General features: G+C 70.8%; 17 protein-coding genes. 9 read left to right on the forward strand and 8 right to left on the reverse strand.

The window, feature by feature from the left end:
• The first annotated feature begins 393 nt into the window (after positions 1–393).
• Both ACWBNA_RS14790 and ptsP read left to right on the forward strand, forming a co-directional pair.
• On the forward strand, positions 394–843 hold the full coding sequence (locus ACWBNA_RS14790) for a PTS sugar transporter subunit IIA (protein WP_482704787.1): 450 nt from the start codon (positions 394–396) through the stop codon (positions 841–843).
• 78 nt (positions 844–921) lie between these two features.
• A complete protein-coding gene (gene ptsP / locus ACWBNA_RS14795; protein ID WP_482704788.1) occupies positions 922–2,592 on the forward strand; it encodes a phosphoenolpyruvate--protein phosphotransferase in 1,671 nt (556 codons plus the stop codon).
• A gap of 68 nt (positions 2,593–2,660) precedes the next feature.
• Here ptsP and ACWBNA_RS14800 read toward each other — a convergent pair whose 3' ends face one another.
• Both ACWBNA_RS14800 and ACWBNA_RS14805 read right to left on the reverse strand, forming a co-directional pair.
• Positions 2,661–3,554 carry a hypothetical protein gene (locus tag ACWBNA_RS14800; RefSeq protein WP_482704789.1) on the reverse strand — a complete coding sequence of 298 codons (894 nt, stop codon included), beginning with the start codon at positions 3,552–3,554 and terminating at the stop codon, positions 2,661–2,663.
• Positions 3,555–3,714: 160 nt separating this feature from the next.
• Positions 3,715–5,682, reverse strand: a complete 1,968-nt coding sequence (locus ACWBNA_RS14805; protein WP_482704790.1) for an acetoacetate--CoA ligase — start codon at positions 5,680–5,682, stop codon at positions 3,715–3,717.
• A gap of 212 nt (positions 5,683–5,894) precedes the next feature.
• Between ACWBNA_RS14805 and ACWBNA_RS14810 the strand changes: the two genes are divergently transcribed.
• Complete coding sequence (locus ACWBNA_RS14810; RefSeq protein WP_482704791.1) at positions 5,895–8,261, forward strand: glycoside hydrolase family 31 protein; 2,367 nt, start codon at positions 5,895–5,897, stop codon at positions 8,259–8,261.
• Positions 8,262–8,263: 2 nt separating this feature from the next.
• Here ACWBNA_RS14810 and ACWBNA_RS14815 read toward each other — a convergent pair whose 3' ends face one another.
• Together ACWBNA_RS14815 and ACWBNA_RS14820 are read right to left on the reverse strand one after the other, a co-directional pair.
• Positions 8,264–8,800, reverse strand: a complete 537-nt coding sequence (locus ACWBNA_RS14815) for an NUDIX domain-containing protein (protein ID WP_482704792.1) — start codon at positions 8,798–8,800, stop codon at positions 8,264–8,266.
• 68 nt (positions 8,801–8,868) lie between these two features.
• Positions 8,869–9,678 (reverse strand): M15 family metallopeptidase, encoded by an 810-nt coding sequence (locus tag ACWBNA_RS14820; protein ID WP_482704793.1) that lies wholly within the window; start codon positions 9,676–9,678, stop codon positions 8,869–8,871.
• Positions 9,679–9,850: 172 nt separating this feature from the next.
• Here ACWBNA_RS14820 and ACWBNA_RS14825 point away from each other — a divergent pair, with 172 nt between their 5' ends.
• The 5 genes from ACWBNA_RS14825 to glpK all read left to right on the forward strand — a co-directional run bounded on the left by ACWBNA_RS14825 (position 9,851) and on the right by glpK (position 16,072).
• A complete protein-coding gene (locus ACWBNA_RS14825; RefSeq protein ID WP_482704971.1) occupies positions 9,851–10,276 on the forward strand; it encodes a Zn-ribbon domain-containing OB-fold protein in 426 nt (141 codons plus the stop codon).
• Positions 10,273–11,463 (forward strand): lipid-transfer protein, encoded by a 1,191-nt coding sequence (locus ACWBNA_RS14830; RefSeq protein ID WP_482704794.1) that lies wholly within the window; start codon positions 10,273–10,275, stop codon positions 11,461–11,463. The genes ACWBNA_RS14825 and ACWBNA_RS14830 overlap by 4 nt, the downstream gene beginning before the upstream one ends.
• A 145-nt stretch (positions 11,464–11,608) precedes the next feature.
• Positions 11,609–13,234 (forward strand): EAL domain-containing protein, encoded by a 1,626-nt coding sequence (locus ACWBNA_RS14835; RefSeq protein ID WP_482704795.1) that lies wholly within the window; start codon positions 11,609–11,611, stop codon positions 13,232–13,234.
• Between the two features lie 358 nt (positions 13,235–13,592).
• The gene (locus ACWBNA_RS14840) at positions 13,593–14,342 is read left to right on the forward strand and encodes an MIP/aquaporin family protein (protein WP_482704796.1); all 750 of its coding nucleotides are present in this window, start codon (positions 13,593–13,595) and stop codon (positions 14,340–14,342) included.
• 209 nt (positions 14,343–14,551) lie between these two features.
• The gene (gene glpK, locus ACWBNA_RS14845) at positions 14,552–16,072 is read left to right on the forward strand and encodes a glycerol kinase GlpK (protein ID WP_482704797.1); all 1,521 of its coding nucleotides are present in this window, start codon (positions 14,552–14,554) and stop codon (positions 16,070–16,072) included.
• A 132-nt stretch (positions 16,073–16,204) separates the two neighbouring features.
• On the opposite strand, the gene ACWBNA_RS14850 is transcribed toward glpK, so the two are convergent.
• The 4 genes from ACWBNA_RS14850 to ACWBNA_RS14865 form a co-directional block, all read right to left on the reverse strand.
• On the reverse strand, positions 16,205–16,810 hold the full coding sequence (locus ACWBNA_RS14850; RefSeq protein ID WP_482704798.1) for a GTP-binding protein: 606 nt from the start codon (positions 16,808–16,810) through the stop codon (positions 16,205–16,207).
• A gap of 581 nt (positions 16,811–17,391) precedes the next feature.
• Positions 17,392–17,787 (reverse strand): DUF742 domain-containing protein, encoded by a 396-nt coding sequence (locus tag ACWBNA_RS14855; RefSeq protein WP_482704799.1) that lies wholly within the window; start codon positions 17,785–17,787, stop codon positions 17,392–17,394.
• 9 nt (positions 17,788–17,796) lie between these two features.
• A complete protein-coding gene (locus tag ACWBNA_RS14860) occupies positions 17,797–18,234 on the reverse strand; it encodes a roadblock/LC7 domain-containing protein (RefSeq protein ID WP_482704800.1) in 438 nt (145 codons plus the stop codon).
• Positions 18,231–21,302 (reverse strand): sensor histidine kinase, encoded by a 3,072-nt coding sequence (locus ACWBNA_RS14865; RefSeq protein ID WP_482704801.1) that lies wholly within the window; start codon positions 21,300–21,302, stop codon positions 18,231–18,233. The genes ACWBNA_RS14860 and ACWBNA_RS14865 overlap by 4 nt, the downstream gene beginning before the upstream one ends.
• A gap of 418 nt (positions 21,303–21,720) precedes the next feature.
• On the opposite strand from ACWBNA_RS14865, the gene ACWBNA_RS14870 reads away from it, so the two are divergent.
• Positions 21,721–22,293, forward strand: coding sequence for a hypothetical protein (locus tag ACWBNA_RS14870; RefSeq protein WP_482704802.1), 573 nt, complete (start codon positions 21,721–21,723; stop codon positions 22,291–22,293).
• Positions 22,294–22,321 lie beyond the last annotated feature (28 nt).

Consider the following 22,321-nt stretch of genomic DNA (forward strand, 5'->3'; position numbering starts at 1 on the left):
AGTTCTCAAGGAACGGACGCTTCCTTTGTACTCACCCTCTCGGGCTTTCCTCCGGGCTTCCCTTCGGTCTTGCGTTTCCAACTCTAGCAGTGTTTTTCCGGCCCCCTGACCACCGTCCTGCAGGCATGCAGAAGGTGACCCCGAGATAGGATCTGACAAGTTGGGTGCTGCCAGGCAAGGACGCCAGGTGTGCGTCGCTCAGCCCCGAGCAGGAGTACGACTGTACACGGAGCCGCAGAGCAGGTGCAAATCGATTCGAGGTATGGTCTAGACCTCTAAGGTGAGCTCTCGTGCGGAACCGGTACTTCGTATGACATACCCTGCTGATCAGTGCGCCGTCCGGGACAGGCAGTGACGGTGTCCATATAGATCTCCACCCCTGGGAGGCTTCCCATGACCACCGTGACGTCCCCTCTTGCCGGACGCGCCATCGGACTGGCGGCGGTGCCCGATCCGGTCTTCTCCGGGGCCATGGTCGGCCCCGGAACGGCCATCGACCCCGTGCGTGAGCCTTCCGAGGCTGTCGCGCCCGTCGACGGAGTCATCGTCTCGCTGCATCCGCACGCTTTCGTCGTCGTCGACGAGGCCGGACACGGCGTACTCACCCACCTCGGCATCGACACGGTGCAGCTCAACGGCCAGGGCTTCGAGTTGCTCGTGAACAAGGGCGACACCGTCACGCGCGGTCAGAGCGTGGTGCGCTGGAATCCGGCGGCGGTCGAGGCCGCGGGCAAGTCTCCGGTCTGCCCGATCGTGGCGCTCGAGGCCACCGCCGAGGCGCTCGCCGAGCTCCGTGAGGACGGCGACGTGAAGGCCGGCGACAGTCTCTTCGTCTGGAAGTGACGCCGACACCGTCTGATGACGGCAAGTAGGGACAACCACCGCGGCGGCGGGACCCGCCGCACTATCGGGACGGGTGAGATGGAGACAACGCTGCGAGGCGTCGGCGTGAGCCATGGTGTGGCGATCGGCGAGGTTCGGCACATGGGAACGGCGGTGCTGGAACCGCCTGCCAAGCAGATACCGGCGGAGGACGCGGAGCGTGAACAGGGGCGCGCTCGTAAAGCCGTCGAGGCTGTGGCCGCCGATCTGACGGCACGCGGCAACCTGGCCGGAGGAGAAGCCCAGGCGGTGCTCGAGGCGCAGGCCATGATGGCCCTGGATCCCGAGCTGATGGCGGACGTGGAGCGGCGGATCGCCGTCGGGAGCACGGCCGAGCGGGCGGCGTACGACGCGTTCGCCGCGTACCGCGCCCTGCTCGCCGGAGCTGGTGAGTACCTGGCCGGTCGTGTCGCCGACCTCGATGACGTGCGGAATCGTATCGTCGCACGCTTGCTCGGGGTGCCGATGCCGGGTGTGCCGGACAGTGACGAGCCGTACGTCCTTATTGCTCGGGACCTTGCGCCGGCCGACACCGCGCTTCTGGATCCGACGCTGGTCCTCGGTTTCGTCACCGAGGAGGGCGGCCCGACCAGCCACAGTGCGATTCTCGCCCGTGCGCTCGGAGTTCCGGCCGTGGTGGCGCTGCCCGGAGCGGGTGAGCTGGCCGAGGGCACGATGATCGCGGTGGACGGGAGCACCGGCGAGATCTTCGTGAACCCCAGTGAGGAACGGAAGAGGCGGATGGCGGCCGAGGCCGCCGAGCGCAAGGCCGCACTGGCCGCCTCGACGGGGCCGGGCGTCACCTCCGACGGGCACAAGGTGCCGCTGCTGGCCAATGTCGGCGGTCCGGCCGACGTGCCGGCGGCCGTCGAGGCCGGGGCCGAGGGTGTCGGTCTGTTCCGTACCGAGTTCCTGTTCCTCGACGACAGCAAGAACGCTCCGTCGGAGGAGAAGCAGGTCGACGCCTATCGTCAGGTGCTCGAGGCGTTCCCCGAGGGACGTGTCGTGGTGCGTGTGCTGGACGCGGGTGCGGACAAGCCGCTGGACTTCCTCACGCCGGCGGATGAGCCGAACCCGGCACTGGGCGTGCGTGGACTGCGGGCCCTGCTCGACCATCCCGATGTGCTCCGCACGCAGCTGACCGCGCTCGCCAAGGCTGCCGAGGGACTGCCGGTCTACCTCGAGGTCATGGCTCCGATGGTGGCGGACCGTGCCGACGCGAGGGCCTTCGCGGACGCGTGCCGTGACGCTGGGCTGCAGGCGAAGTTCGGCGCGATGGTGGAGATTCCGTCGGCCGCCCTGCGGGCGCGCTCGATTCTGCAGGAGGTCGAGTTCCTGTCCCTGGGGACCAACGACCTCGCGCAGTACACGTTCGCCGCGGACCGTCAGGTGGGTGCCGTGTCCCGTCTGCAGGACCCCTGGCAGCCCGCGCTGCTCGACCTGGTCGCGCTGTCCGCCGAGGCGGCGAAGGCCGAGGGCAAGAGCTGTGGTGTCTGCGGCGAGGCCGCGTCCGACCCGCTGCTCGCATGTGTGCTGACCGGTCTGGGCGTCACCTCTCTTTCCATGGGTGCGGCGTCGATCCCCTACGTCCGGGCGACGCTGGCGAAGTACACGCTTGCGCAGTGTGAGCGGGCCGCGGCTGCGGCGCGGGCTTCGGACAGTGCTGAGGGGGCGCGGAACGCGGCGCAGGCCGTGTTGTCCGGCGAGTAGCGGTCGGGCCGGCCGTCGGCTGTGCCGTGAGGGGCGCTCCACCTGCGGGTGGGGCGCCCCTCACGCGTTCAGTGGTGGTGCCCCGGTGTCTGCCCCATGTCACCGAGCTCGGGCGGCACGCAGTAGTCGACGTCCGATTCCGGGGAGATGAGGTCTCCGGAGTCGATGTCGGTGCAGTAGGCGTCGAAGACCTCTCCGGCGGTGAGGGGTTCGAGGCCTTCCCCTCGCATGCGCCAGCCGTAGATGCGGTCCGGGGCGCCGGGGGTGCTGGTGCGCATGACGAGACCGCCGGGGCCGTGGGTGGCGAGGCCGAGGGCCAGGACGGTGGTGAACTCGAGGGCTTCGGCCTCGTCGAGGTGGGTGGCGCCGTCGCTCTCCTCTTCTGTGCGGAGCACGGACACGACTGATTCCGGGGTGCCCGTGACGCTGCAGACGAGGTGTCGGTCTCCGCTCTGGGCTGTTTCGAGGATGCGGACGAGGAGGTGGGAGGCGCGGATGAAGGCCGCACGGCCGATGTCCTCGCCGCAGGCGGCACAGGCGCCGAGACGTGCCAGCAGGGTGCTCGCGTACTCCCAGGTGGCCTGCCGGACGGCTTCGTCGACGAGGGCCGGTACGAGGTCGGCCAGGGGTTGGCCGTCGTAGGGGATGGTCGGGCCCGTTGTCGCGAGCTCCGCTGTGAAGCGTGTGCGGCTTGACTGGATGTCCGGGTCGAGGCCGGCGGCCGTGCAGAACTCGGCGTACTCCTGTGGGTCGAAGAGGGCGACGGTGGTGTGGCTGCCTTGCGCGACGCGGTGTTTGAGGAGCTCTTCGACGTGTCGCAGATAGGTTTTGTGGTCGTCGAAGGTGAAGCTGCGGTACCGCCGCATGGCGCGGAAGTCGTGCTCGTCGGTCAGCAGGCCGATGGTGCCGGCGATTTCGCGGCGCAGGACGCGTCGCATCGTCTGGTGGTCGGTGTGCGCCATGGTTCCCCCTGGGTCCGGTCGATCAATGCTCACTCACAGTAATCGGCGGCACTGACAACGGTGTCCGGGCGAGGTGGCTTTGTCGGCCTCGGGCTTCGCAGGTGTGCTGGGCGAGCCCGAGGCCGGCTACGGGAGGGTGAGCCGTGCCCTCCGGTTTTGGTCAGGCGTGTTTGTGGGCCAGGTCCTCGTAGAAGCGGAGCAGGTCCAGGTTGTCGATGGAGCCAGGGTTGACGGCCTTCTCCAAGGGGGTGCCCTGGAGGAGGCGTTTCACGGGGACCTCGACGCGTTTGCCGGTGAGGGTGTGCGGGATGCCGGGCACCTCGATGACCTCGTCGGGGACGTGGCGGGGGGAGAGCTGTTCGCGGATGGTCTGCCTGATGCGGTTCAGGAGGGCCTCGTCGAGGGCGGTTCCCGGGATCAGGTGTACGAAGAGAGGCATCCAGTAGCCACCGTCGGGCTGTTCGACGCCGATGACGAGCGATTCCTTGATCTCGGGGAGTCGTTCGACGGCTTCGTAGATGTCGGCCGAACCCATGCGGACGCCCTGGCGGTTGAGCGTCGAGTCGGAGCGACCGTGGATGACGACGGAGTCGCGCGAGGTGACGGTGATCCAGTCGCCGTGACGCCACACTCCGGGATAGGTGTCGAAGTAGCTGTCGTGATAGCGGCTGCCGTCCGGGTCGTTCCAGAAGTGGATCGGCATGGACGGCATGGGGTTGGTGACGACGAGCTCGCCGACCTCGTCGACCAGGGGCTTTCCGCTCGGATCCCAGGACTGCAGGTCGGTGCCCAGGCCGGGTGCCTGGAGCTCGCCGATGTACACGGGGAGGGTCGGTACGGCTCCGGCGAAGCAGGAGCAGACGTCCGTGCCACCGCTGACGGACGCGATCCACAGGTCGTCGCGGACCTCGTCGTGCAGCCAGCGGAAACCGTCGGGCGGCAGGGGCGAGCCGGTGGTGGCGACGCAGCGCACCCTGGAGAGGTCGTGGTCACGGCCGGGATGGACTCCGGCCTTGCGGCAGGCCATGACGTACGCGGCCGAGGTGCCGTAGAGGGTGGCCTGCGTGCGTTCGGCGATCTGCCACTGGGCGCCGGTGTCCGGATAGCCGGGGCTGCCGTCGTAAAGGACGATCGTGGTGCCCGTGAGGAGGCCGGAGACGAGGAAGTTCCACATCATCCAGCCGGTGGACGTGTACCAGAAGAAGCGGTCCTCGGGGCCCAGGTCGCAGTGCAGGCCGAGCTGCTTGAGGTGCTCGACGAGGATGCCGCCCTGGGACTGGACGATGGCCTTGGGCAGGCCGGTCGTGCCCGAGGAGTAGAGCACCCACAGGGGGTGGTCGAAGGGCACCTGCTCGAAGACGGGCTCCGTGTCGGCGGCCGTCAGGGCCGACCACTCCAGGGCGCCTTCGGGAGCCTCGGTGCCGAGCACGGGGATGTGGACGACGGCGCGCAGGGTGGGCAGTTCTCGGCGCAGTTCGGCGACCGTGTCACGGCGGTCGTGCTCCTTGCCGCCGTAGCGGTAGCCGTCGACGGTGAACAGGATCACCGGTTCGACCTGCTGGAAGCGGTCCAGGACGCTGCGGGCGCCGAAGTCGGGGGCGCAGGAGGTCCATACGCCGCCCACGGCGGCGGTGGCCAGGAGGGCTACGACGGCCTGCGGGATGTTGGGAAGGTAGCCGCTGACGCGGTCGCCGGGGCGGACGCCGAGGGTGCGCAGCTCGGCGGTCAGGGCGCCGACCTGTCGGCGCAGTTCGGACCAGGTCACGGGGCGCGGCTCGTGGGTTTCGTCGACGTGCAGGAGGGCCGGTTCGTCCGCGCGGGTCTCGGCGGCCCGCAGGGCGTGCTCGGCGTAGTTCAGGGTCGCTCCGGGGAACCACTGGGCGCCGGGCATCGAGCGGTCGCCGAGCACGCGCGCGTAGGGGGTCGAGAACCGTACGTCGAACCACTCCGTGAGGGCTTTCCAGAACGTGTCCAGCTGGTCGACGGACCAGCGGTGCAGTGCGGGGTAGCCGCCCGCGGAAGGGGCGCCGTGGTGTTCCGCCGCCCAGGCCTGGAACCTGGTGACCTGTGCCTGGGCGATGCGTTCCGGATCGGGCTGCCAGAGCGGCTGGGGGTTCGTGGTCGGCATGGGGCGGCTCCCGGACTGTGCGCGTCGTGTGCGTCGTCCGCGCACGGGCTGGGTGTGCGCGTGACGCGGCTGACACGGACGATGCCATGTGATCAATTCTCACACCAGGGTGTGCCCCACATAGTCCGTGTCGTGAAGATGTGGTCCAGGCACGGGTGAACGGCAGTTGAACGAGACACCTGTGTGAGCCGGTCAATGGCAGGCTGAGCAGCATGGATGGTCGTGACCTGGTGCGTTCGGTGAAGGCGGTCGGTTCGGCGGGGGCGGCCCAGGGGTTGCGTACCGTACGAGCCGCGTGGCGCAGGAGGCGTGCCGATGCCTCCGGGCTGCCGTCGCGGGGGGCCGAGCGGGCTCGGGTTCCCGGGCCGGTGCGGGAGGTGGAGCCTGGTCCCGGGGGCGGTGTCGTCCGGTTCAGCCGCTCCGAGCTGCGGATCAGCGTCGCCGTGAACGGAGCTGTCTTCTGGGGCTGGGACGGGGCGGGCCCGGAGCCGTCGTACGCGCTCGCGAACCGTTGTCCGGAGCCGGACCCGCGGGCGCGGCTGGAGCCGGACAAGGACGGGGGCTGGCGGGTCGTGGCCGAGCGGGTGACGGTCGTCGTCTCGCGGCACGGATCGATCGAGGTGCTTACGCCCGGAGGGGTGATGCTGCGCCGGGATCTGCCGCCCCGGTGGTGGGATCCGGTCGGCGGCGGACCGGCCCGGTGGATGCAGCGCTCGGAGGTGGCCGCGGACGCGCGGTTCTTCGGACTCGGCGGGCGCGCTTCGGGGCCCCGGCTGCGGGACGGGGCCTACCGGCTGTGGAACACGGACCCGGGCCGGCCCTTCGGCCCCGGCGACGATCCGCTGTACGTGACGATGCCGGTGCAGCTGGTGGTGGCCGACGCGGCCACGCATCTGGTGTTCCACGACACGTCGTGGGACGGCACGGTCACCCTGCGGGAGGGTGAGGAGGGCGCGGGGTCCGGTCACGACCTGGCCGGCACGTGCGAAGTGCGGATGGACGGGGGGCCGTTGCGCTCCTGGGTGATGGTGGGCACCCCCGCGCGCGTGCTGCTCGCCTGGGCCTCGCTCACCGGGGCGCCGGCGCTGCCGCCGGCGTGGGCGCTCGGTCATCACCATGCGCGGTGGGGCTTCGGCGACGAGCAGGAGGTCCGGCGGATCGGCTCGGGCTATCAGGAGCGCGCCCTGCCCCTCGACGCGGTCCATCTGGACATCGACCACTACGACGCGCACCAGGTGTTCACCGTCGATCAGGATCGTTTTCCCAAGTTGCCGGTGCTGGCCGAGGAGTTGCGGCGGGACGGGATCCGGCTGGTGTCGATCGTCGATCCCGCCGTCAAGGCCGAACCGGGGAACACCGTGTTCGACAGTGGGACGGCGAAGGACGCGTTCGTGCGGGACGCGACCGGGCGGCTCGTGCGGAGTGTCGTGTGGCCCGGAGAGGCCGCCCATCCGGACTTCACGCACGCGCGCGTGCGGCAGTGGTGGGGGCGCCTCTATGAGGAGCGGCTCGCGCAGGGCTTCTCGGGGTTCTGGCACGACATGAACGAACCCACCTCGTTCACGGCCTTCGGCGAGTCGACGCTGCCGCGGTCGGCCAGGCACTCTCTGGAGGGGCGGGGCGGCGACCATCGGGAGGCGCACAACGTGTACGCGCTGTGCATGGCCCGGGCGGGTTACGAGGGGCTGCGCGAACTGGCTCCCCAGGAACGTCCTTTCGTCTTCTCGCGCTCCGGCTGGGCGGGGATGCAGCGCTACGGCGGGACGTGGTCCGGCGACGTCGCCACCGGCTGGCCCGGGCTGCGGGCGTCACTGTCGCTGGTCATGGGGCTGGGGCTGTGCGGGGTGCCGTATTCGGGGCCGGACGTGGGCGGCTTCGACGGGAGTCCGTCGCCCGAGCTGTATCTGCGATGGTTCCAACTGGGCGCGTATCTGCCGCTCTTCCGCACGCATGCGAGCATGCGGGCCGGGCGCCGGGAGCCGTGGGAGTTCGGTGCGGAGGTGTTGGAGTACGCGCGCGTGGCGCTCGTCGAACGCCGTCGGCTGCTGCCGTATTTCGTGACGCTCGCGCATCTGGCCCGCCGTACGGGCGCGCCCTATGTGCGCCCCTTGTGGTGGTCGGCGCCCGAGGACCGGGCGCTGCGGGACTGCGAGGACGCGTTCGCGCTGGGCGACTGTCTGCTGGTGGCGCCGGTGTTCGATCCGGGCGCGGGCCGGCGTGCCGTGCGGTTGCCGCGGGGGCGCTGGTACGACACGGCTACGGGGCAGGCCTACGAGGGGCCGGCGCAGGTCCTCCTGGACGCTCCGCTGTCACGGATACCGGTGCTCGCGCGGGCGGGTGCCGTCATTCCGGTGCGCGGTGACGACGGCGGGCTGGAACTGGAGGTCTGGGCGCCCGCCCGGGGACGTACCGGGGGCGGGCTGGTGGTGCCGGACGGGGGCGACGGCTGGGACGAGCCGGCGATCGAGCGCTATGTCACTCGCTGGGAGGGGTCGCGGGTGGTCGTCGAGCAGGAGGGTGAGGACGGCGTGAGCGAGCCGCCTCACCCGGTGCGCGTACGAGGGCTGGAGACGGGCTGAGGTCAGAGGTACCGGCCCTCGAACCAGGCCCGCACGGCCAGCGTGTGCAGGGGGAAGGCGAGCTCCTGAGGCCGCCGCAGGAGGTGCCAGCCCTCAGTCTCGTCCGTGGCCTGGGAGGGCGCGAGGCCGTCGGCCGGGCGCTCCGGCAGGGCCCCGAACAGCAGGAGGTGGCCGTCGGGCGAGCTCAGCGCGTCGACGAGTCGTACGTCGCGGCTCGCCGCGTCGATGCCGGTCTCCTCCTTGAGTTCACGGACGAGGGCCTGCCGCCAGTCCTCGCGGTCGTCGATGTAGCCGCCGGGCAACGCGATGCCTCCGCGCGCGGGGGCGACGGTTCGGGTGATGACCACCAGAGCGCTGCCCTGTGTGTCGTACACGGGCTGGAGGGCCACCGCGACGGGGAGCGGGTTGCGGTAGGCGACGGTGGAGCAGGCCGGACAGGTGCGGGGCCAGCCGGAGACGCCCGCTCCGTAGGGAGCTCCACAGGCGGAACAGTGGGAGCCGGGCGCGGAGTTGGGGATGGAGTGCTGAGTTTCGGACACGCGGCGGACTGTATCCGATCATCGGAAGAGCGTCTTCCGGAGGTGGCCCCATTGCGGTCGGTCAGGAGTCAGTGGCTCTTGGTCAGCGACTTCGCGGACACCGGGAAGTCGAAGTAGGTGTCCGGGTAGGGCTCCGGCTTGTACGTGTAGTGCCACCACTCTTCGGCGAGGTTCACGAAGCCGAGGCTTTCCAGAGTGCTCTTGAGGAGCAGCCGGTTGGTCCGCTGTTCGCCCTGGATGCGGGGATCGAGGGTGTGCGAGAGGGTGTCGAAGCAGTCGAAGCCGGTGCCCATGTCGACGGAGTTGTCCGGGAAACGCTCGTCCTTGGGGGCGTAGCAGGGCACCGGGGGCTCCCCCGGGACGTACGGCCTGGTCGGCTTCGCGGGGAGCTTCACGATCGTGAGGTCCATGGTCGAGCCGCGGCTGTGACCGGATTTCTCGGCGATGTAACCGTCCTCGAACAGCCGGGTCTTGTCGACATCCGGGTAGAACTCGCTCTTCAAGGCCTGGTCGTCGAGGTCCTTCGCCCAGCGGACGAAGTGGTCCACGGCGCGCTGCGGCCGGTAGCAGTCGTACACCTTGAGGGTGTAGCCCTGGCGCAGGAGGGTCACCTGTGCCTGGTGGAGCGCTTCGGCGGCGGGGCGGGTGAGGATGCAGAGCGGTTGGCGGTAGCCGTCGATGCGCTCGCCGACGAAGTTGTGCGGGGTGAAGTAGCGCATCTCCTGGAGGATCGTCGGGTCGACGGTTCTCAGGGCCACGAAGTTCTCCGGCGCCTTGGGGTCGGTGTTCGCCCGGGCGGTGGCGGAGGGCGTGGCCACGGCCAGCAGGGCGGCGCACAAGGTGACCAGCCCGCGCACTGTGTTCGTGAGTCGTGTCATGTCTCCTGCGTCTATCAGGGGTGTGTTGCGCAGGGGAAGCGATCGGATGCGGTTCGCCTCGAAGAGAGCACCCTCGACGACGGCCCTGCCCGTGCGGCGCCGCCCGTGGCACACTTCTGACGTACCGTCAGATTCGATGGAGGGAGGGACCTTGTCGCGTACACACACGCCCGTGGTCGAGGGGTGGTTCGCCGGCGACGGCGACGACTTCAGGCTGCTCGGCACGCGCTGCAGCGCCTGCGCCTCGGTGTTCTTTCCTCGCGAGGAGATTCACTGCCGCAATCCCGGGTGTTCCGGCGGTGACCTGGAGGTGGTTCCGCTCTCCCGGCGCGGACGCGTCTGGTCGTACACCGACAGCCGGTACCGGCCACCGTCACCCTATGTGACCGATCCGGAACTTCCGTGGGAGCCGTGCGCGTTGATCGCTGTGGAGCTGGAGGCAGAGCGGATGGTGGTGCTGGGACAGGCGGTTCCCGGGGTCACGGTCGGCGATCTGGCGGTGGGCATGGAGGTGGAGATCGTGCCCGGGGTGCTCCATGAGGACTCAGAGACCATCTGGACGACCTGGCAGTGGCGTCCGACGGGGGTGACGCGGTGACCGGTGACGTGGCGGTGCTCGGCGCGGGCATGCACCCGTGGGGCAAGTGGGGGCGCGGCTTCGTCGAGTACGGAGTGGTGGCTGCCCGTGCGGCGCTCGCCGACGCGGGGCTCCAGTGGCGGCAGGTCGACTCGATCGTCGGGGCGGACACCGTGCGCGGGGGCTACCCCGGGTATGTGGCGGGGGCGACGTTCGCGAAGGCGCTGGGCTGGCAGGGGGCGCGGGTCACGAGCGTGTACGCGGCGTGCGCGTCAGGGGCGCAGGCCGTCGACACCGCGCGCGGGCAGATCCTGTCCGGTCTCGCGGACGTGGTGCTCGTGGTCGGCGCCGACGCCGCACCCAAGGGGTTCTTCCGGCCCGCGGGCGGGGACCGGCCCGACGATCCGGACTGGCTGCGCTTCCGGGTCCTCGGGGCGACCAACCCCACGTACTTCGGGCTGTACGCGCGCCGGAGGATGGCCGTGCACGGCGACACCACGCAGGACTTCGCACAGGTCAAGGTGAAGAACGCCGCCTTGGGCGCGCTGAATCCGCGTGCCCGCTATCGCAGGCGGGTCACCGCCGAGGAGGTCGCCGCCTCCGCCGTGGTCGCCGATCCGCTGCGGCTGCTCGACATCTGCGCGACCTCCGACGGCGGGGCAGCCGTGGTGCTGTCCAGCATGGATTTCGCCCGTCGGCACGGGGTGGCTGATCCGGTGCGTATCCGGGCCGTGTCCACGGTGACGCCGCGTTACCCCCAGACCGTGCTGGACCTGCCGGACATCGCGACGGACTCCGCGGTGGCCGCCGAACCCGCCACCGAGCCCTTCCGGGCGTCCATCGCGCGGGCGGCGTACGAGGAGGCCGGCATCGGGCCCGAGGACGTCTCCCTCGCCGAGGTGTACGACCTGTCCACCGCGCTGGAACTGCAGTGGTACGAGGACCTGGGGCTGTGCGGGGAGGGCGAGGGGGCCAAGCTGCTGCGGGAGGGCGCGACGGCCCTGGGCGGGCGCATACCGGTCAACACGAGTGGTGGACTGGCCTCCTTCGGGGAGGCCGTGCCGGCGCAGGCGATCGCCCAGGTCTGTGAGGTGACCTGGCAGTTGAGGGGGGTTTCGGGTGACCGGCAGGTCGCCGGCGCGCGCGTGGGGATCACGGCGAACCAAGGGCTGTTCGGACACGGTTCGGCGGTGATCGCGGTGCGGTGAGAGACGAGCGGCCGAAGTCCGGGCGGTCGTGCGGCGAGACGGGGACGCAAGGGCTTTCCCGTACGGTGCGTGACCGGCCGGGAATGCTGCGTGAACGGCTCATGAACTGGGCCTGGGCGTGCGTCGGCCGCGCCATCATGCTCCCGTGCGCTCCTGGACGGATACTCTCCGCTTCGCCTTCCAACCGGTGGTCAATCTGACGACCGGCGGGGTCGCGGGGCTGGAGATACTCGCCCGCCCCGAGACCGGGGACATCCTGGCCGAGGCCCGTCGTGACCCCGAACTCGACGGGCGGCTCGCGGTGTTGGCGGTCCGTTCGGCGGTTCGCAGAGAGACTCTGCTGCCGCTGCACGTCAACGTGTTCGCCGGCACGCTCGCCGACCTCGGCGGACTCACGCCGCTGCACGACGCCGTGCGCCAGGCGGGGCGGCTGCCGTGGGAGGTGACGATCGATGTCGGCCCGCCGTACACCCACGTACCGCAGCCGGCGCTGCTGGAGGCGGTGGCCGGGCTGCGGGAGCAGGGGTTCCGGATCAGCGCGGACGGTGTCGGCGACGGGGACGTACCGCTGCGGCTGCTCACCGACCTCGGGCCCGACCTGGTGAAACTCGACGCGTCGCTGCTGGCGCGGCCGGCGGCGGTGCGGGCGATGCGCACCCTGTGCGACGAGGTGGGTGCGTTGCTGTGCGTCGAGGGGGTGGAGACCGAACTGCAGTGCGCCGGGGCGCTGTCGGCCGGTGCGCAGCTCGCGCAGGGCGAGTTGTTCGCGCCGCCGTCCAGGCTGCCGGCCGCGGACGTCTACGTTCCGCCCCGCTCCCCCGACGTCGTCGAGGCGCCGCGTTCGGGGCCGACGGTAAGAGAGTTCGTCCGGCCCGCGGCGCTGCTGCCGGTCACCGCGTCCGCGAGCCAGGTGCGGGCGCTGCTGACAGGGTCGCCACACGTCTCCGGGGTGCTGCTCGTCGACCAGGACGGGGTGCCGGTGCGGTCGGTGCACCGGTCCCGCTTCCTGCTGTCCATGTCGGGGCGCTACGGCCATGCCCTGTACGCCGACCGGCCCGCCGCCAAGCTCGGCGACCCGCCCAGGACGGTGGGCGTCGACGCCACCGCATGGGAGGTCCTGGACGTGCTGGCGGTCGGCGACCGGGACCGGACGTCGGACGACGTGGCGGTCGTCGACCGGTACGGCCGGTGCGTGGGCGTCGTACGGCTCGCGGACCTGGTCCGGGCGCTGGCCGAGAGCCGGGTCGAGGAGGCGGCCGGGCTCAACCCGCTGACCCGGCTGCCCGGTTCGGACGCGATCACCGGCGAGGTGGACCGGTATATCGCGGACGGGCGGACGTTCGCGTTGAGTTGGCTGGACGTGGACCACTTCAAGCAGGTCAACGACGGAGCCGGTTTCGCGGTCGGCGACGAGCTGATCCGGTCCGTGGGGCGGGCGTTGCTGCACGCCGTGTCCGGCAGTGCCCGCGTGGGCCACATCGGCGGGGACGACTTCCTGGTGCTCGCGGATCCGGAGGGACTGGAACCGCTCGCCGCCGCCGTGCTGGACGTCCCGTGGTCGGCGGGCGGGCGTGCCGTCACCCTGTCCCTCGCCACGGTGCTGTGCGTGCCGGGCAGTGTGACGGACCACCGGGAAGCGGCGGCCTGTCTGGCCCCGCTGAAGCAGGCCGCGAAGTCGCTCGACGGGGCGAGTTGGGTAGTGGGGCGAGCGGGGATGCCGGGGCACGAGGTTCGTCGGGGGGTGGGAGTGACGGCCGTGCCGACGGTGTAGGGGGTGAGGGCGGGGGCAGTCTGCGCGTCGGGAGAGGCGGGCGGGCAGTCGGTGGCCGCATGCCCCTCAACCGTTGTCGTCGGCGACCTTGACGCTCTCTGGGCGCCGGTGAACACTTCCGGTGTCAGTCGACATCGCCGTACATTCTCGGCGTATTCAGGCACTGCGCTGCGCGGGCCCATCTGAACCAAGGCCCGAACTCTCGTGGGCGATTCGGCTGCGACGGCACGCTCGTCGCGGACGCCGGGCGGGGCGCGGGACTCTCCCTGCCCTCGGCAGTTCGCCAGGGGAACCGCATCCCGCACGCAGGGCCGGGGCCGATCGTCCCGGACTCAGGGCCCAGGGCCTAGGAGCCGCCATGAGCAATGGAGACATCTTCGTCGGCGAGATCATCGGTACCGCGATTCTGATCCTGTTCGGTGCCGGCGTCTGCGCCGCCGTCACCCTGAGATATTCCAAGGCGAGAGCCTCGGGGTGGATCGTGATCGCGTTCGGCTGGGGATTCGGTGTGCTGGCGGGTGCGTACACCGCCGCTCCCCTCTCCGGCGGGCACCTCAACCCGGCCGTCACGCTCGGCATCGCCGTGGACACCGGCGAGTGGGGCAAGGTCTGGGTCTATCTGCTGGGCCAGATGGTGGGCGCCATGCTCGGCGCCGTCCTGTGCTATCTCACGTACTTCGCCCAGTTCCAGGCCAACGTCCGGGAGACGGGGACGACCGAGGGGACGGCGGAGGAGCCGCTGCCGACCCTGGGCATCTTCTCCACCATCCCGGAGATCCGGAACCCTGTCGCCAACCTGGTCACGGAGATCATCGCGACGGTCGCGCTCGTCCTGCCGATCCTCGCGTTCGGGCTGACCACGGGGCTCGGTGAGTCCGGGACCCTCGTGCTGATCGTCTCGCTGCTGGTCGTCGGCATCGGTCTCTCCCTCGGCGGGCCCACCGGTTACGCCATCAACCCGGCGCGCGACCTCGGCCCGCGCCTCGTGCACACCTTCCTGCCGATCCCGAACAAGGGCTCCTCCGACTGGGGTTACGCCTGGATCCCGGTCGTCGGCCCGCTGATCGGCGGGGCGCTCGCGGGTCTCATCTACAACGCGGCCTTCTGAACGGCTTCGTACCTGCGCAGCTGTCCACCTGAGCAGCTTCATGCCTGAGGAACTGTCCACGTGAGCAGCTGTCCGCCCGAGCCGCTTCCGAACCGAGCATCCGCCGCACCGAGCAATCGCCGCACTGAGCCCGCACCGAGCAATCGCCGCACCGAGCATCCGCCGAACAGCTGTGAGCAGCATCCTGAATCCCAGCCCAAGGGGTAGCCATGACGGACAACGCCGCAAAGTACGTCGCCGCAATCGACCAGGGCACCACCTCCAGCCGCTGCATCGTCTTCGACCACGACGGCGCGATCGTCGCCGTCGACCAGCGCGAGCACCGCCAGATCTTTCCCAAGCCGGGCTGGGTGGAACACGACGCCACCGAGATCTGGTCCAAGGTGCAGGCGGTGGTCGCGGGGGCGATCGCCAAGGCCGGTCTGCGCGCCGACCAGCTCAGCGCGCTCGGGATCACCAACCAGCGGGAGACCACGGTCCTGTGGGACCGCGCGACCGGCAAGCCGGTGCACAACGCGATCGTGTGGCAGGACACGCGTACGGCCGCGCTGTGCAACCAACTGGGCGGCTCGGACGGGCAGGACCGATTCCGCGAGCAGACGGGGCTGCCGCTGGCCAGCTACTTCTCCGGGCCCAAGGCGGCCTGGCTGCTCGACAACGTGCCCGGCCTCAGGGCGCGCGCAGAGCGCGGTGAGATCGCCTTCGGCACCATCGACTCCTGGCTGATCTGGAACCTCACCGGCGGCACCGACGGCGGGCAGCACGTCACCGACGTGACCAACGCCGGACGGACCATGCTGATGAACCTGGAGACCCTCCAGTGGGACGCCTCCATCCTGTCCGCGATGAACGTGCCCGAGGCGGTCCTGCCCGAGATCAGGTCGTCCGCCGAGGTGTACGGCACGGCGGTCGGCCAGCTCGCGGGCGTGCCGGTCGCCTCGGCGCTCGGCGACCAGCAGGCGGCCGTGTTCGGGCAGGCCTGCTACGACGTGGGCACGGCGAAGAACACGTACGGCACGGGCAGCTTCCTGTTGCTCAACACCGGCAACCGGCCGGTGCCCTCGAAGAACGGCCTGCTGACGACGATGGGCTACAAGATCGGCAGTGAGGCTCCGGTCTACTGCCTGGAGGGCTCGATCGCCATCACGGGTGCGCTGGTCCAGTGGTTCCGGGACCAGCTCGGCATCATCCGTACCGCGGACGAGATCGAGCCGCTGGCGGCGAGCGTCGAGGACAACGGCGGCGCGTACATCGTGCCCGCGTTCTCCGGCCTGTACGCGCCGTACTGGCGATCCGACGCGCGCGGTGTCGTCACCGGTCTCACCCGGTACGTCACCAAGGCACACCTCGCGCGCGCGGTGCTGGAGGCGACGAGCTGGCAGACGCGGGAGGTGGTGGACGCCATGTTCCAGGACTCCGGGGTGCAGATCACCACCCTGAAGGTGGACGGCGGCATGACGAAGAACAACCTGCTCATGCAGCACCAGGCGGACGTGCTCGGCGTGCCGGTGATCCGGCCCAGGGTGTCCGAGACGACCTGCCTGGGCGCCGCCTACGCGGCCGGCCTCGCCACCGGCGTGTGGAACGACCTGGACGAGCTCAAGACGCACTGGCAGAAGGACGTCGAGTGGACGCCCGCCATGGAGGCCTCGGATCGCGACCGTGAATACCACCACTGGCGCAAGGCCGTCGAGAAGAGCTTCGGCTGGCTGGAGGACGGCGAGAACTAGCTCCCCGCGCGCGTGGACGACCGTGGACGACAACGAGACCCACGCGCACGTGCGTTGCCCCGTGCTTCGCTCCGAGACGGCCGCGGACAGCGGCCCGTACCCCGGTCGGCGGGGGTACGGGCCGCGCCCGTGTCACGTCGTGACGGCCTGGCGGCGCTCCGCCGCGTACGCCATCGCGTGCTGGACCACGCCGATGAGGATCTTCTTGACGGACTCCCGGTCGCGGGCGTCGCACAGCAGCAGGGGTACGCCGTCGTCGAGGTCGAGGGCCTGGCGTACGTCCTGGGCCGGATAACGGGCCGCTCCCTCGAAGCAGTTGATGCCGACGACGAAGGGGATGGAGCGCCGCTCGAAGTAGTCGACGGCGGCGAAGCAGTCCTCCAGGCGGCGGGTGTCGGCGAGGACGACGGCTCCGAGGGCGCCCTCGGAGAGTTCGTCCCACATGAACCAGAACCGCTCCTGACCGGGCGTACCGAAGAGGTAGAGCACCAGGTCCTCGCGCAGCGTGATGCGGCCGAAGTCCATGGCCACGGTGGTGGTGTGCTTGCCCTCCACACCGCTCGTGTCGTCGACCGGGCGTCCGGCCTCGGTGAGCAGTTCCTCGGTGCGCAGCGGCCTGATCTCGCTGACCGCGCCGACGAGGGTGGTCTTGCCCACGCCGAATCCGCCGGCCACCAGGATCTTGAACGTGACGGGCTCGACCGGGGGCTTGCCGCGCTCAGAACGCCCGAAGATCATCGATCTCTACTCCTGCTAGATGGGGTCGGGCGACGGAGAGCCGTGGCCTCCACCGCCGGGGGTGCGATGACGAGTACAGCGTGGTGGCTGGGGTCGTCCCCATGTGAGCGGCCTCGAAAGGCTTCCGGGCGGTGAAGGCGCCGCCTCGGTCGACCCGGAACTGCCAGCCTGTCGTCACGTCTGTCTCTCCGATGGCACTGCTCGGCACCGTGTCCGCAGGCCGGTGGGGTGGCTGCTGCGGATGGTCGTCGACGATCGGTCAGATCATAACGGGAGTGCTGTTTCCGTGCCCGGTCCGCACCTGGTGGCCGAACGCCTCGGGCATGGGTCGGTCTTGGCTGCCGTTCGAAGACGCGGGCGTTTCCATGACGCGGTGGCCGCGCGGATGGTCAGACGACAGAAGGGGCGCCGAACGCGACAGGGCGTCACAGCTGTTCCGCGCGCCACCGGCCGACTCCCGTACGCACGCGCACGCGTCGGCCGTGCGGCTCCCCTTCTCCCCTTCTCCCTTTCCCGACGCCGCCCGTGAGCGCCCCACGGGCGGCGGACGCGACCGGCTGCCTCGTGGGCGAGGCGGTCGATCACAGCGCCCGGAGGCCGTTGATCACGTCCCGCAGAATGCTTTCGTCCGGCAGTTCGGCAGGGGGCACGGGCCGGTTGACGTGGACGAATTCCCCGGTCACGAGGTCGCCCACGAGGACTCGCACCACGCCGATGGGCAGGTTGAGTTCGGCGGCCAGTTCGGCGACCGACTGAGGGGTGTCACGGCACAGGTCGACGATGTCCACGTGTTCCGGGGACAGCGTGTGGTCGCCTTCGGGGTCGTCCGCCTGGGGTTCCGTGACGACCACCGCGATGAGGTCGAGGCGGTGCTGCCCCGTACTGGTGGTGCGGCCGCGCGTCATGGCGTACGGACGGACGACCGGTCCGGCCTCGTCGTCGAACCAGTGGCTTCTTCCCTGACCGTCTGCGCTCATGTCATCCCACTACCCGCCCTGAGGCAGATCGGTGCGCGGAGCGGCACCCAGATGCACGCCGACCCGCTTCACCAGGAGCGTCATCTCGTACGCCACCAGGCCCACGTCCGAATCGGCGTCCGAGAGGACGGCGAGGCAACTGCCGTCGCCGGCGGCCGTGACGAACAGGAAGGCGTCGTCGAGCTCGACGACCGTCTGCCGGACGCTGCCCGCCTCGAAGTGGCGTCCCACGCCCTTGGCGAGGCTGTGGAACCCGGAGGCGACGGCGGCCAGGTGCTCGCTGTCCTCGCGGGTCAGGTCTTTGGACACGCCGGTCGGCAGGCCGTCTCCGGAGAGCACGAGGGCCTTGCGGATGCTCGCGACACGGTCCACCAGGTCGTCGAGGAGCCAGTTGAGCTCGCCGTTGTTGGTGCCCGCGGTGTGGCCGGTCGCCTTCGGTGCGGTCATCGACCGTCCCCCTTTGTTCCTTGTGGTGCTGTGCCGCTGTGGGCGTCGTCGCCCGCGGCGTTCTCCTCGCGGCCACGCTGCCAGCCGCGCTGGAGCGAGGCCATCCGGCTGCGTACCTCGTCGGCGTCCCGCTCCTCCGGCTCCGCCTTGACGTCGGTGCGCCGCCCCGGGCTCTGCTTCAGCTGCGGGGCGAGGCTGGCCTGGCGTACGCGGCGGGGCAGCGGAGCGGTGCCGGAACCGGAATCCGAGCCGGGGCCCGTTCCGTTCCCGTTCCCGGTTCCGGCTCCCTGCGGCGGCTCGGTGCCCGGGCGTCCTGCGGACATGCCCGGACCGCTGGACGTGATCTCGGCGCGCCTGGCGCGCCTGGGGAGGACGGGGGGCTCGGGCCGCTCGCCGGACGGAGGGCCGGTGTGGTGTCCGCCGGATTCGCGGCCGGAGACGGCCGGTGCTCCGGTGAGGTGCTCGTCGCGGTCACGGGCATCACCCGTCGCGGACCCCGCGCGGCGGTCGCCGAATTCACGGCCCGCGCCCGGCACGGGCCCCGTGCGGTGCTCGTCGAATTCGCGGCCCGCGCCTGTCGGGGAATCGGTCTGCTGGTCGTCGAGGCGGTCCGTCGTGCCGGGACCGCGGCGCAGCGCGCTCGCGCCGCGGCGGCGGGTGGGCAGCGGAGCCGGGCCCAGTGGGGCGGCCGACTGGGGGCGCGAACGGCCGGGACCGGTCGGATGTTCCTCGTCCGCCTCCTCGCGCCGGCCGCGCTGGTCGGTGACCGGCCGTCCGTGGGAGCTGACCAGCTTGGGGGCGCGGCGGGCGGGCAGCGGGACCGGGGCGTTGAGACCCTCGTCGGCCCGGCCCGCGTCGCGCGGCTCGGCGCGCTCGTACTGCTGCTCGCCGGGCCGGGAGCCCGCCTCCTCCTCCGTACCGGTGAGGGAGCGGCGCGGGCGGAACAGTCCGCCGCGTTCGCTGTCGTCGTCGTCCAGGGCGCCCGGGAAGTCGGCGATGGCGTCGAGGTCGACCGGCGCCTCCAGTTCGACCGGACCGTCCAGGAGCGCGGCCGGCAGGCCGGGCAGCTGCGCCGACGCCCCGGAGAGCGGGACGCGGCGGGCCTCCGCCAGCTCGGCCTCCTTGGACGGCCGGGGCCGGTCGAGGCGGAACCCGATGCCGTTGGTGTCCGGGACGTCGTCCGTCAGCAGGGTGTCGGGGATGAAGACGACAGCCGTGGTACCGCCGTACGGCGACGGCTGCAGGGAGACCCGGACGTGCTGCCGCTGGGCGAGCCGGCTGACCACGAACAGGCCCAGCCGGTCGGTGTCGGACAGCTCGAACTCCGGCGTCTCGGCGAGCCGGAGGTTGGCGTCCAGGAGGGCGTCGGCGGCCATGCCGAGGCCCCGGTCGTGTATCTCCAGGGTGAAGCCGTTGGCGACGCGCTCGCCCAGTACCTGGACGGCGGTGTGCGGCGGGGAGAACACCGTGGCGTTCTCCAGGAGTTCGGCGACCAGGTGCGTGAGGTCCGCGACCGCCGGGCCGGTGACGGCGACGCGGGGCAGCCGGCGGACCTCGATGCGCTCGTAGTCCTCGACCTCGGCGACGGCGGCGCGTACGACGTCCATCAGCTGGACGGGTTTGCGCCACTGCCGCGAGGGCGCGGCGCCGGAGAGGATCACCAGGCCCTCGGCGTGGCGGCGCATACGGGTGGTCAGGTGGTCGAGGCGGAACAGGTCGGCGAGTTCGTCGGTGTCCTCGGTCCGCCGCTCCATGGCGTCGAGCAGGGTGAGCTGCTTGTGCAGGAGGACCTGGCTGCGGCGGGCGAGGTTCACGAAGACCTCGGAGACACCGGCCCGCAGCTCGGACTGCTTGACGGCGGCCTCGACGGCGGCGCGTTGCAGCGTGTTGAGGGCCTGGCCGACCTCGCCGATCTCGTTCTTGTCGTACTCCAGGAGCGGGACCTCGGTCTCCACGTCGACCTGTTCGCCCGCGGAGAGGCGCCGCATCACGCTGGGCAGACGTACGCCGGACGCCTCGTGGGCCTCCAGGCGCAGTTGCCGCAGGTCGCGGATGAGGCCGCGGCCGACCCGCACGGACAGGACGAGCGAGAAGAGCAGGGCGAGCAGGCCCAGGACGCCGGCGACGGCCGCCTTGACGATGACGCCCATGGCGTCGGGGCGGACGCGGTCCTGGTAGCGGTCGTTGGCCTGGTCGTTGAGCGTGGCGAGCTCGTCGAGGGCGCTGCCCGCGGCGGCGTCCCAGCTCTTGGCGCTCACCGCGCCGGGGGTGGTGCCGGGTTCGGCGGCGATGACGGCCTGTTCCGCCGACCTCAGTGGGGCGGTGGTGGCGTTCTTCCAGAAGCGTTCGTAGCGTTCGCGTTCCGCCGCGGGCAGCACCGGCAGGCTGATGTCGTACATCAGGGTGCGCTGGGCGGCGAGGTCGGAGACCTCTCGGATCTCGTCGTGGGAGAGCTTCCCGACCACCAGGGCGGATCCCAGCAGGGCGTCCTCGCGGGACAGCAGTTCGCGGGCGCGGGTGATGTTCACCAGGGCCCTGGCCTGCTTGTCCAGCTCCACGCTGTCGACTCCGTCGAGGGAGGCGAGCAGGGCGTAGCAGGGGTCGACGAGACGGTTGTACTGGTCGAGGGCCTCGAACCGGTCGACGGTGCCCTCCTCGACGCTGCGGCGCAGGGAGTCGATGCCGTCGAACGCGTCCAGGATGGTGGTGAGGTGTTCGTCGTCGTCCGCGTCGAGTCCGTCGCGGACGTCGGGGTCCTTCGCGTTCTCGCGGATCCTGACGATGGCGTCGTCGGTGGCGCCGCGCGTGCTGCGCAGCGCGGACAGCGCGTCCGAGGCCCGGGGGTCGGCGAGGTAGACGAGGGTCTGGCGGCGTTCCTGCTGGAGGACCCGGACGGTGTCCTCGGTGGGGTAGCCGATCTTCTCGACGACGGACGACACCTGGAACAGCTGGGCGACTTCCCGGCCCGTGATCACCGTGGCGAAGCCCCAGATCGCGATCAGGGACACCAGAGGCACGAGGAGCAGCGCCACGATCTTCCGGCGGATCGACTTCCCGCGAAAGCGCATGGCCTCCCCCTGCTCGACCCCCACCGGCAGGGGTACAGATGTGCGTCAACAAACGGCGCGAGCCTACTACTGACGCATAGGTAACTCGAAGACCCGTCCGGAAGCTGAACTTCCGCACCGAGGGCGAGACATGGTGAGTTGTCCGCTCATTACAGGAGATTGCCCCCTGTCTTTCCTTGGCAGCGGTGGGTGCGGACGCGATCGGCCCCTGTGGCCAGTTGGCCGGAATTTTGCGTTCGTTGGGAATCTTGGAGGGGATTCGTTCGTCGTTCCTCATGGGAGTTGGGGGCGGAATCGGCCACAGGAGTCGCAACCCGCACCCGGGCGGCGTAATTCAGCGCAAGCCGGGCAGCCACTGGAGAGCCGGGTCTTCTGATTCGGGGCGAGCGGTCTGCAGGCGGTGGGGAGTGACACAGTGATGGGCACGGCGGAGCGACAAGAGACGCTGCCGGACAGCGGGGTGGCGCACGTGGTGCCGCAGCGCGAACCCGAGGCGCCGGATCGCGGCATTCCGACCGACGAGGGCGGGGCGGCGGCGTACAGGAGCGCGGCCGAGTCCGTCGAGCGCGCCGAGGGCCGCGCGGCGCGGGAACAGCCCTCCTACCGGCCGTTGTGGATCGATGAGCCTGCACGGCGGCGGCGGTTGCCCGACCCCGTGCGGACGTCTGCGGTGCGGGCGGTGCTGATCATCGCCGTGACGCTGATTCAGGCCATGGTGGCCTTCCTGTGCACCATGGCCGGTTCCTGGCTGGCGTTCCCGATGGTGCTCAGCAGCGTCGCCAGCACAGTGGTGGCCACCTGGGGCGCCCTCGACGTCTGGGTGACCCGCCAGGTGTGGAACCAGCGCCATGGCGTGGTGTCGACGCCCAGCAGCAGCGCGCGTGCCCTGCGACGCGAGCGGCGCAAGGCACGGCGACAGGCACGGACCGTCGAGCGGGCCCAGGAGCGGATACGCAGGCAGGGCGGCGCGGGCCGGCTGTCGCACTCCTGAGGACCTGTCAGGCCGGTCCGGCGAGCGG

The sequence above is a fragment of the Streptomyces sp. Q2 genome (assembly GCF_056820935.1).

Excerpts from the sequence above, each read along its gene's own strand:
- ACWBNA_RS14805 (WP_482704790.1), bottom strand. The coding sequence starts at position 5,682 with ATGCCGACCACGAACCCCCAGCCGCTCTGGCAGCCCGATCCGGAACGC.
- ACWBNA_RS14800 (WP_482704789.1), bottom strand. The coding sequence starts at position 3,554 with ATGGCGCACACCGACCACCAGACGATGCGACGCGTCCTGCGCCGCGAA.
- ACWBNA_RS14855 (WP_482704799.1), bottom strand. The coding sequence starts at position 17,787 with ATGAGCGCAGACGGTCAGGGAAGAAGCCACTGGTTCGACGACGAGGCC.
- ptsP (WP_482704788.1), top strand. The coding sequence starts at position 922 with ATGGAGACAACGCTGCGAGGCGTCGGCGTGAGCCATGGTGTGGCGATC.
- ACWBNA_RS14870 (WP_482704802.1), top strand. The coding sequence starts at position 21,721 with ATGGGCACGGCGGAGCGACAAGAGACGCTGCCGGACAGCGGGGTGGCG.
- glpK (WP_482704797.1), top strand. The coding sequence starts at position 14,552 with ATGACGGACAACGCCGCAAAGTACGTCGCCGCAATCGACCAGGGCACC.
- ACWBNA_RS14810 (WP_482704791.1), top strand. The coding sequence starts at position 5,895 with ATGGATGGTCGTGACCTGGTGCGTTCGGTGAAGGCGGTCGGTTCGGCG.
- ACWBNA_RS14865 (WP_482704801.1), bottom strand. The coding sequence starts at position 21,302 with ATGCGCTTTCGCGGGAAGTCGATCCGCCGGAAGATCGTGGCGCTGCTC.
- ACWBNA_RS14840 (WP_482704796.1), top strand. The coding sequence starts at position 13,593 with ATGAGCAATGGAGACATCTTCGTCGGCGAGATCATCGGTACCGCGATT.
- ACWBNA_RS14820 (WP_482704793.1), bottom strand. The coding sequence starts at position 9,678 with ATGACACGACTCACGAACACAGTGCGCGGGCTGGTCACCTTGTGCGCC.
- ACWBNA_RS14790 (WP_482704787.1), top strand. The coding sequence starts at position 394 with ATGACCACCGTGACGTCCCCTCTTGCCGGACGCGCCATCGGACTGGCG.
- ACWBNA_RS14850 (WP_482704798.1), bottom strand. The coding sequence starts at position 16,810 with ATGATCTTCGGGCGTTCTGAGCGCGGCAAGCCCCCGGTCGAGCCCGTC.
- ACWBNA_RS14860 (WP_482704800.1), bottom strand. The coding sequence starts at position 18,234 with ATGACCGCACCGAAGGCGACCGGCCACACCGCGGGCACCAACAACGGC.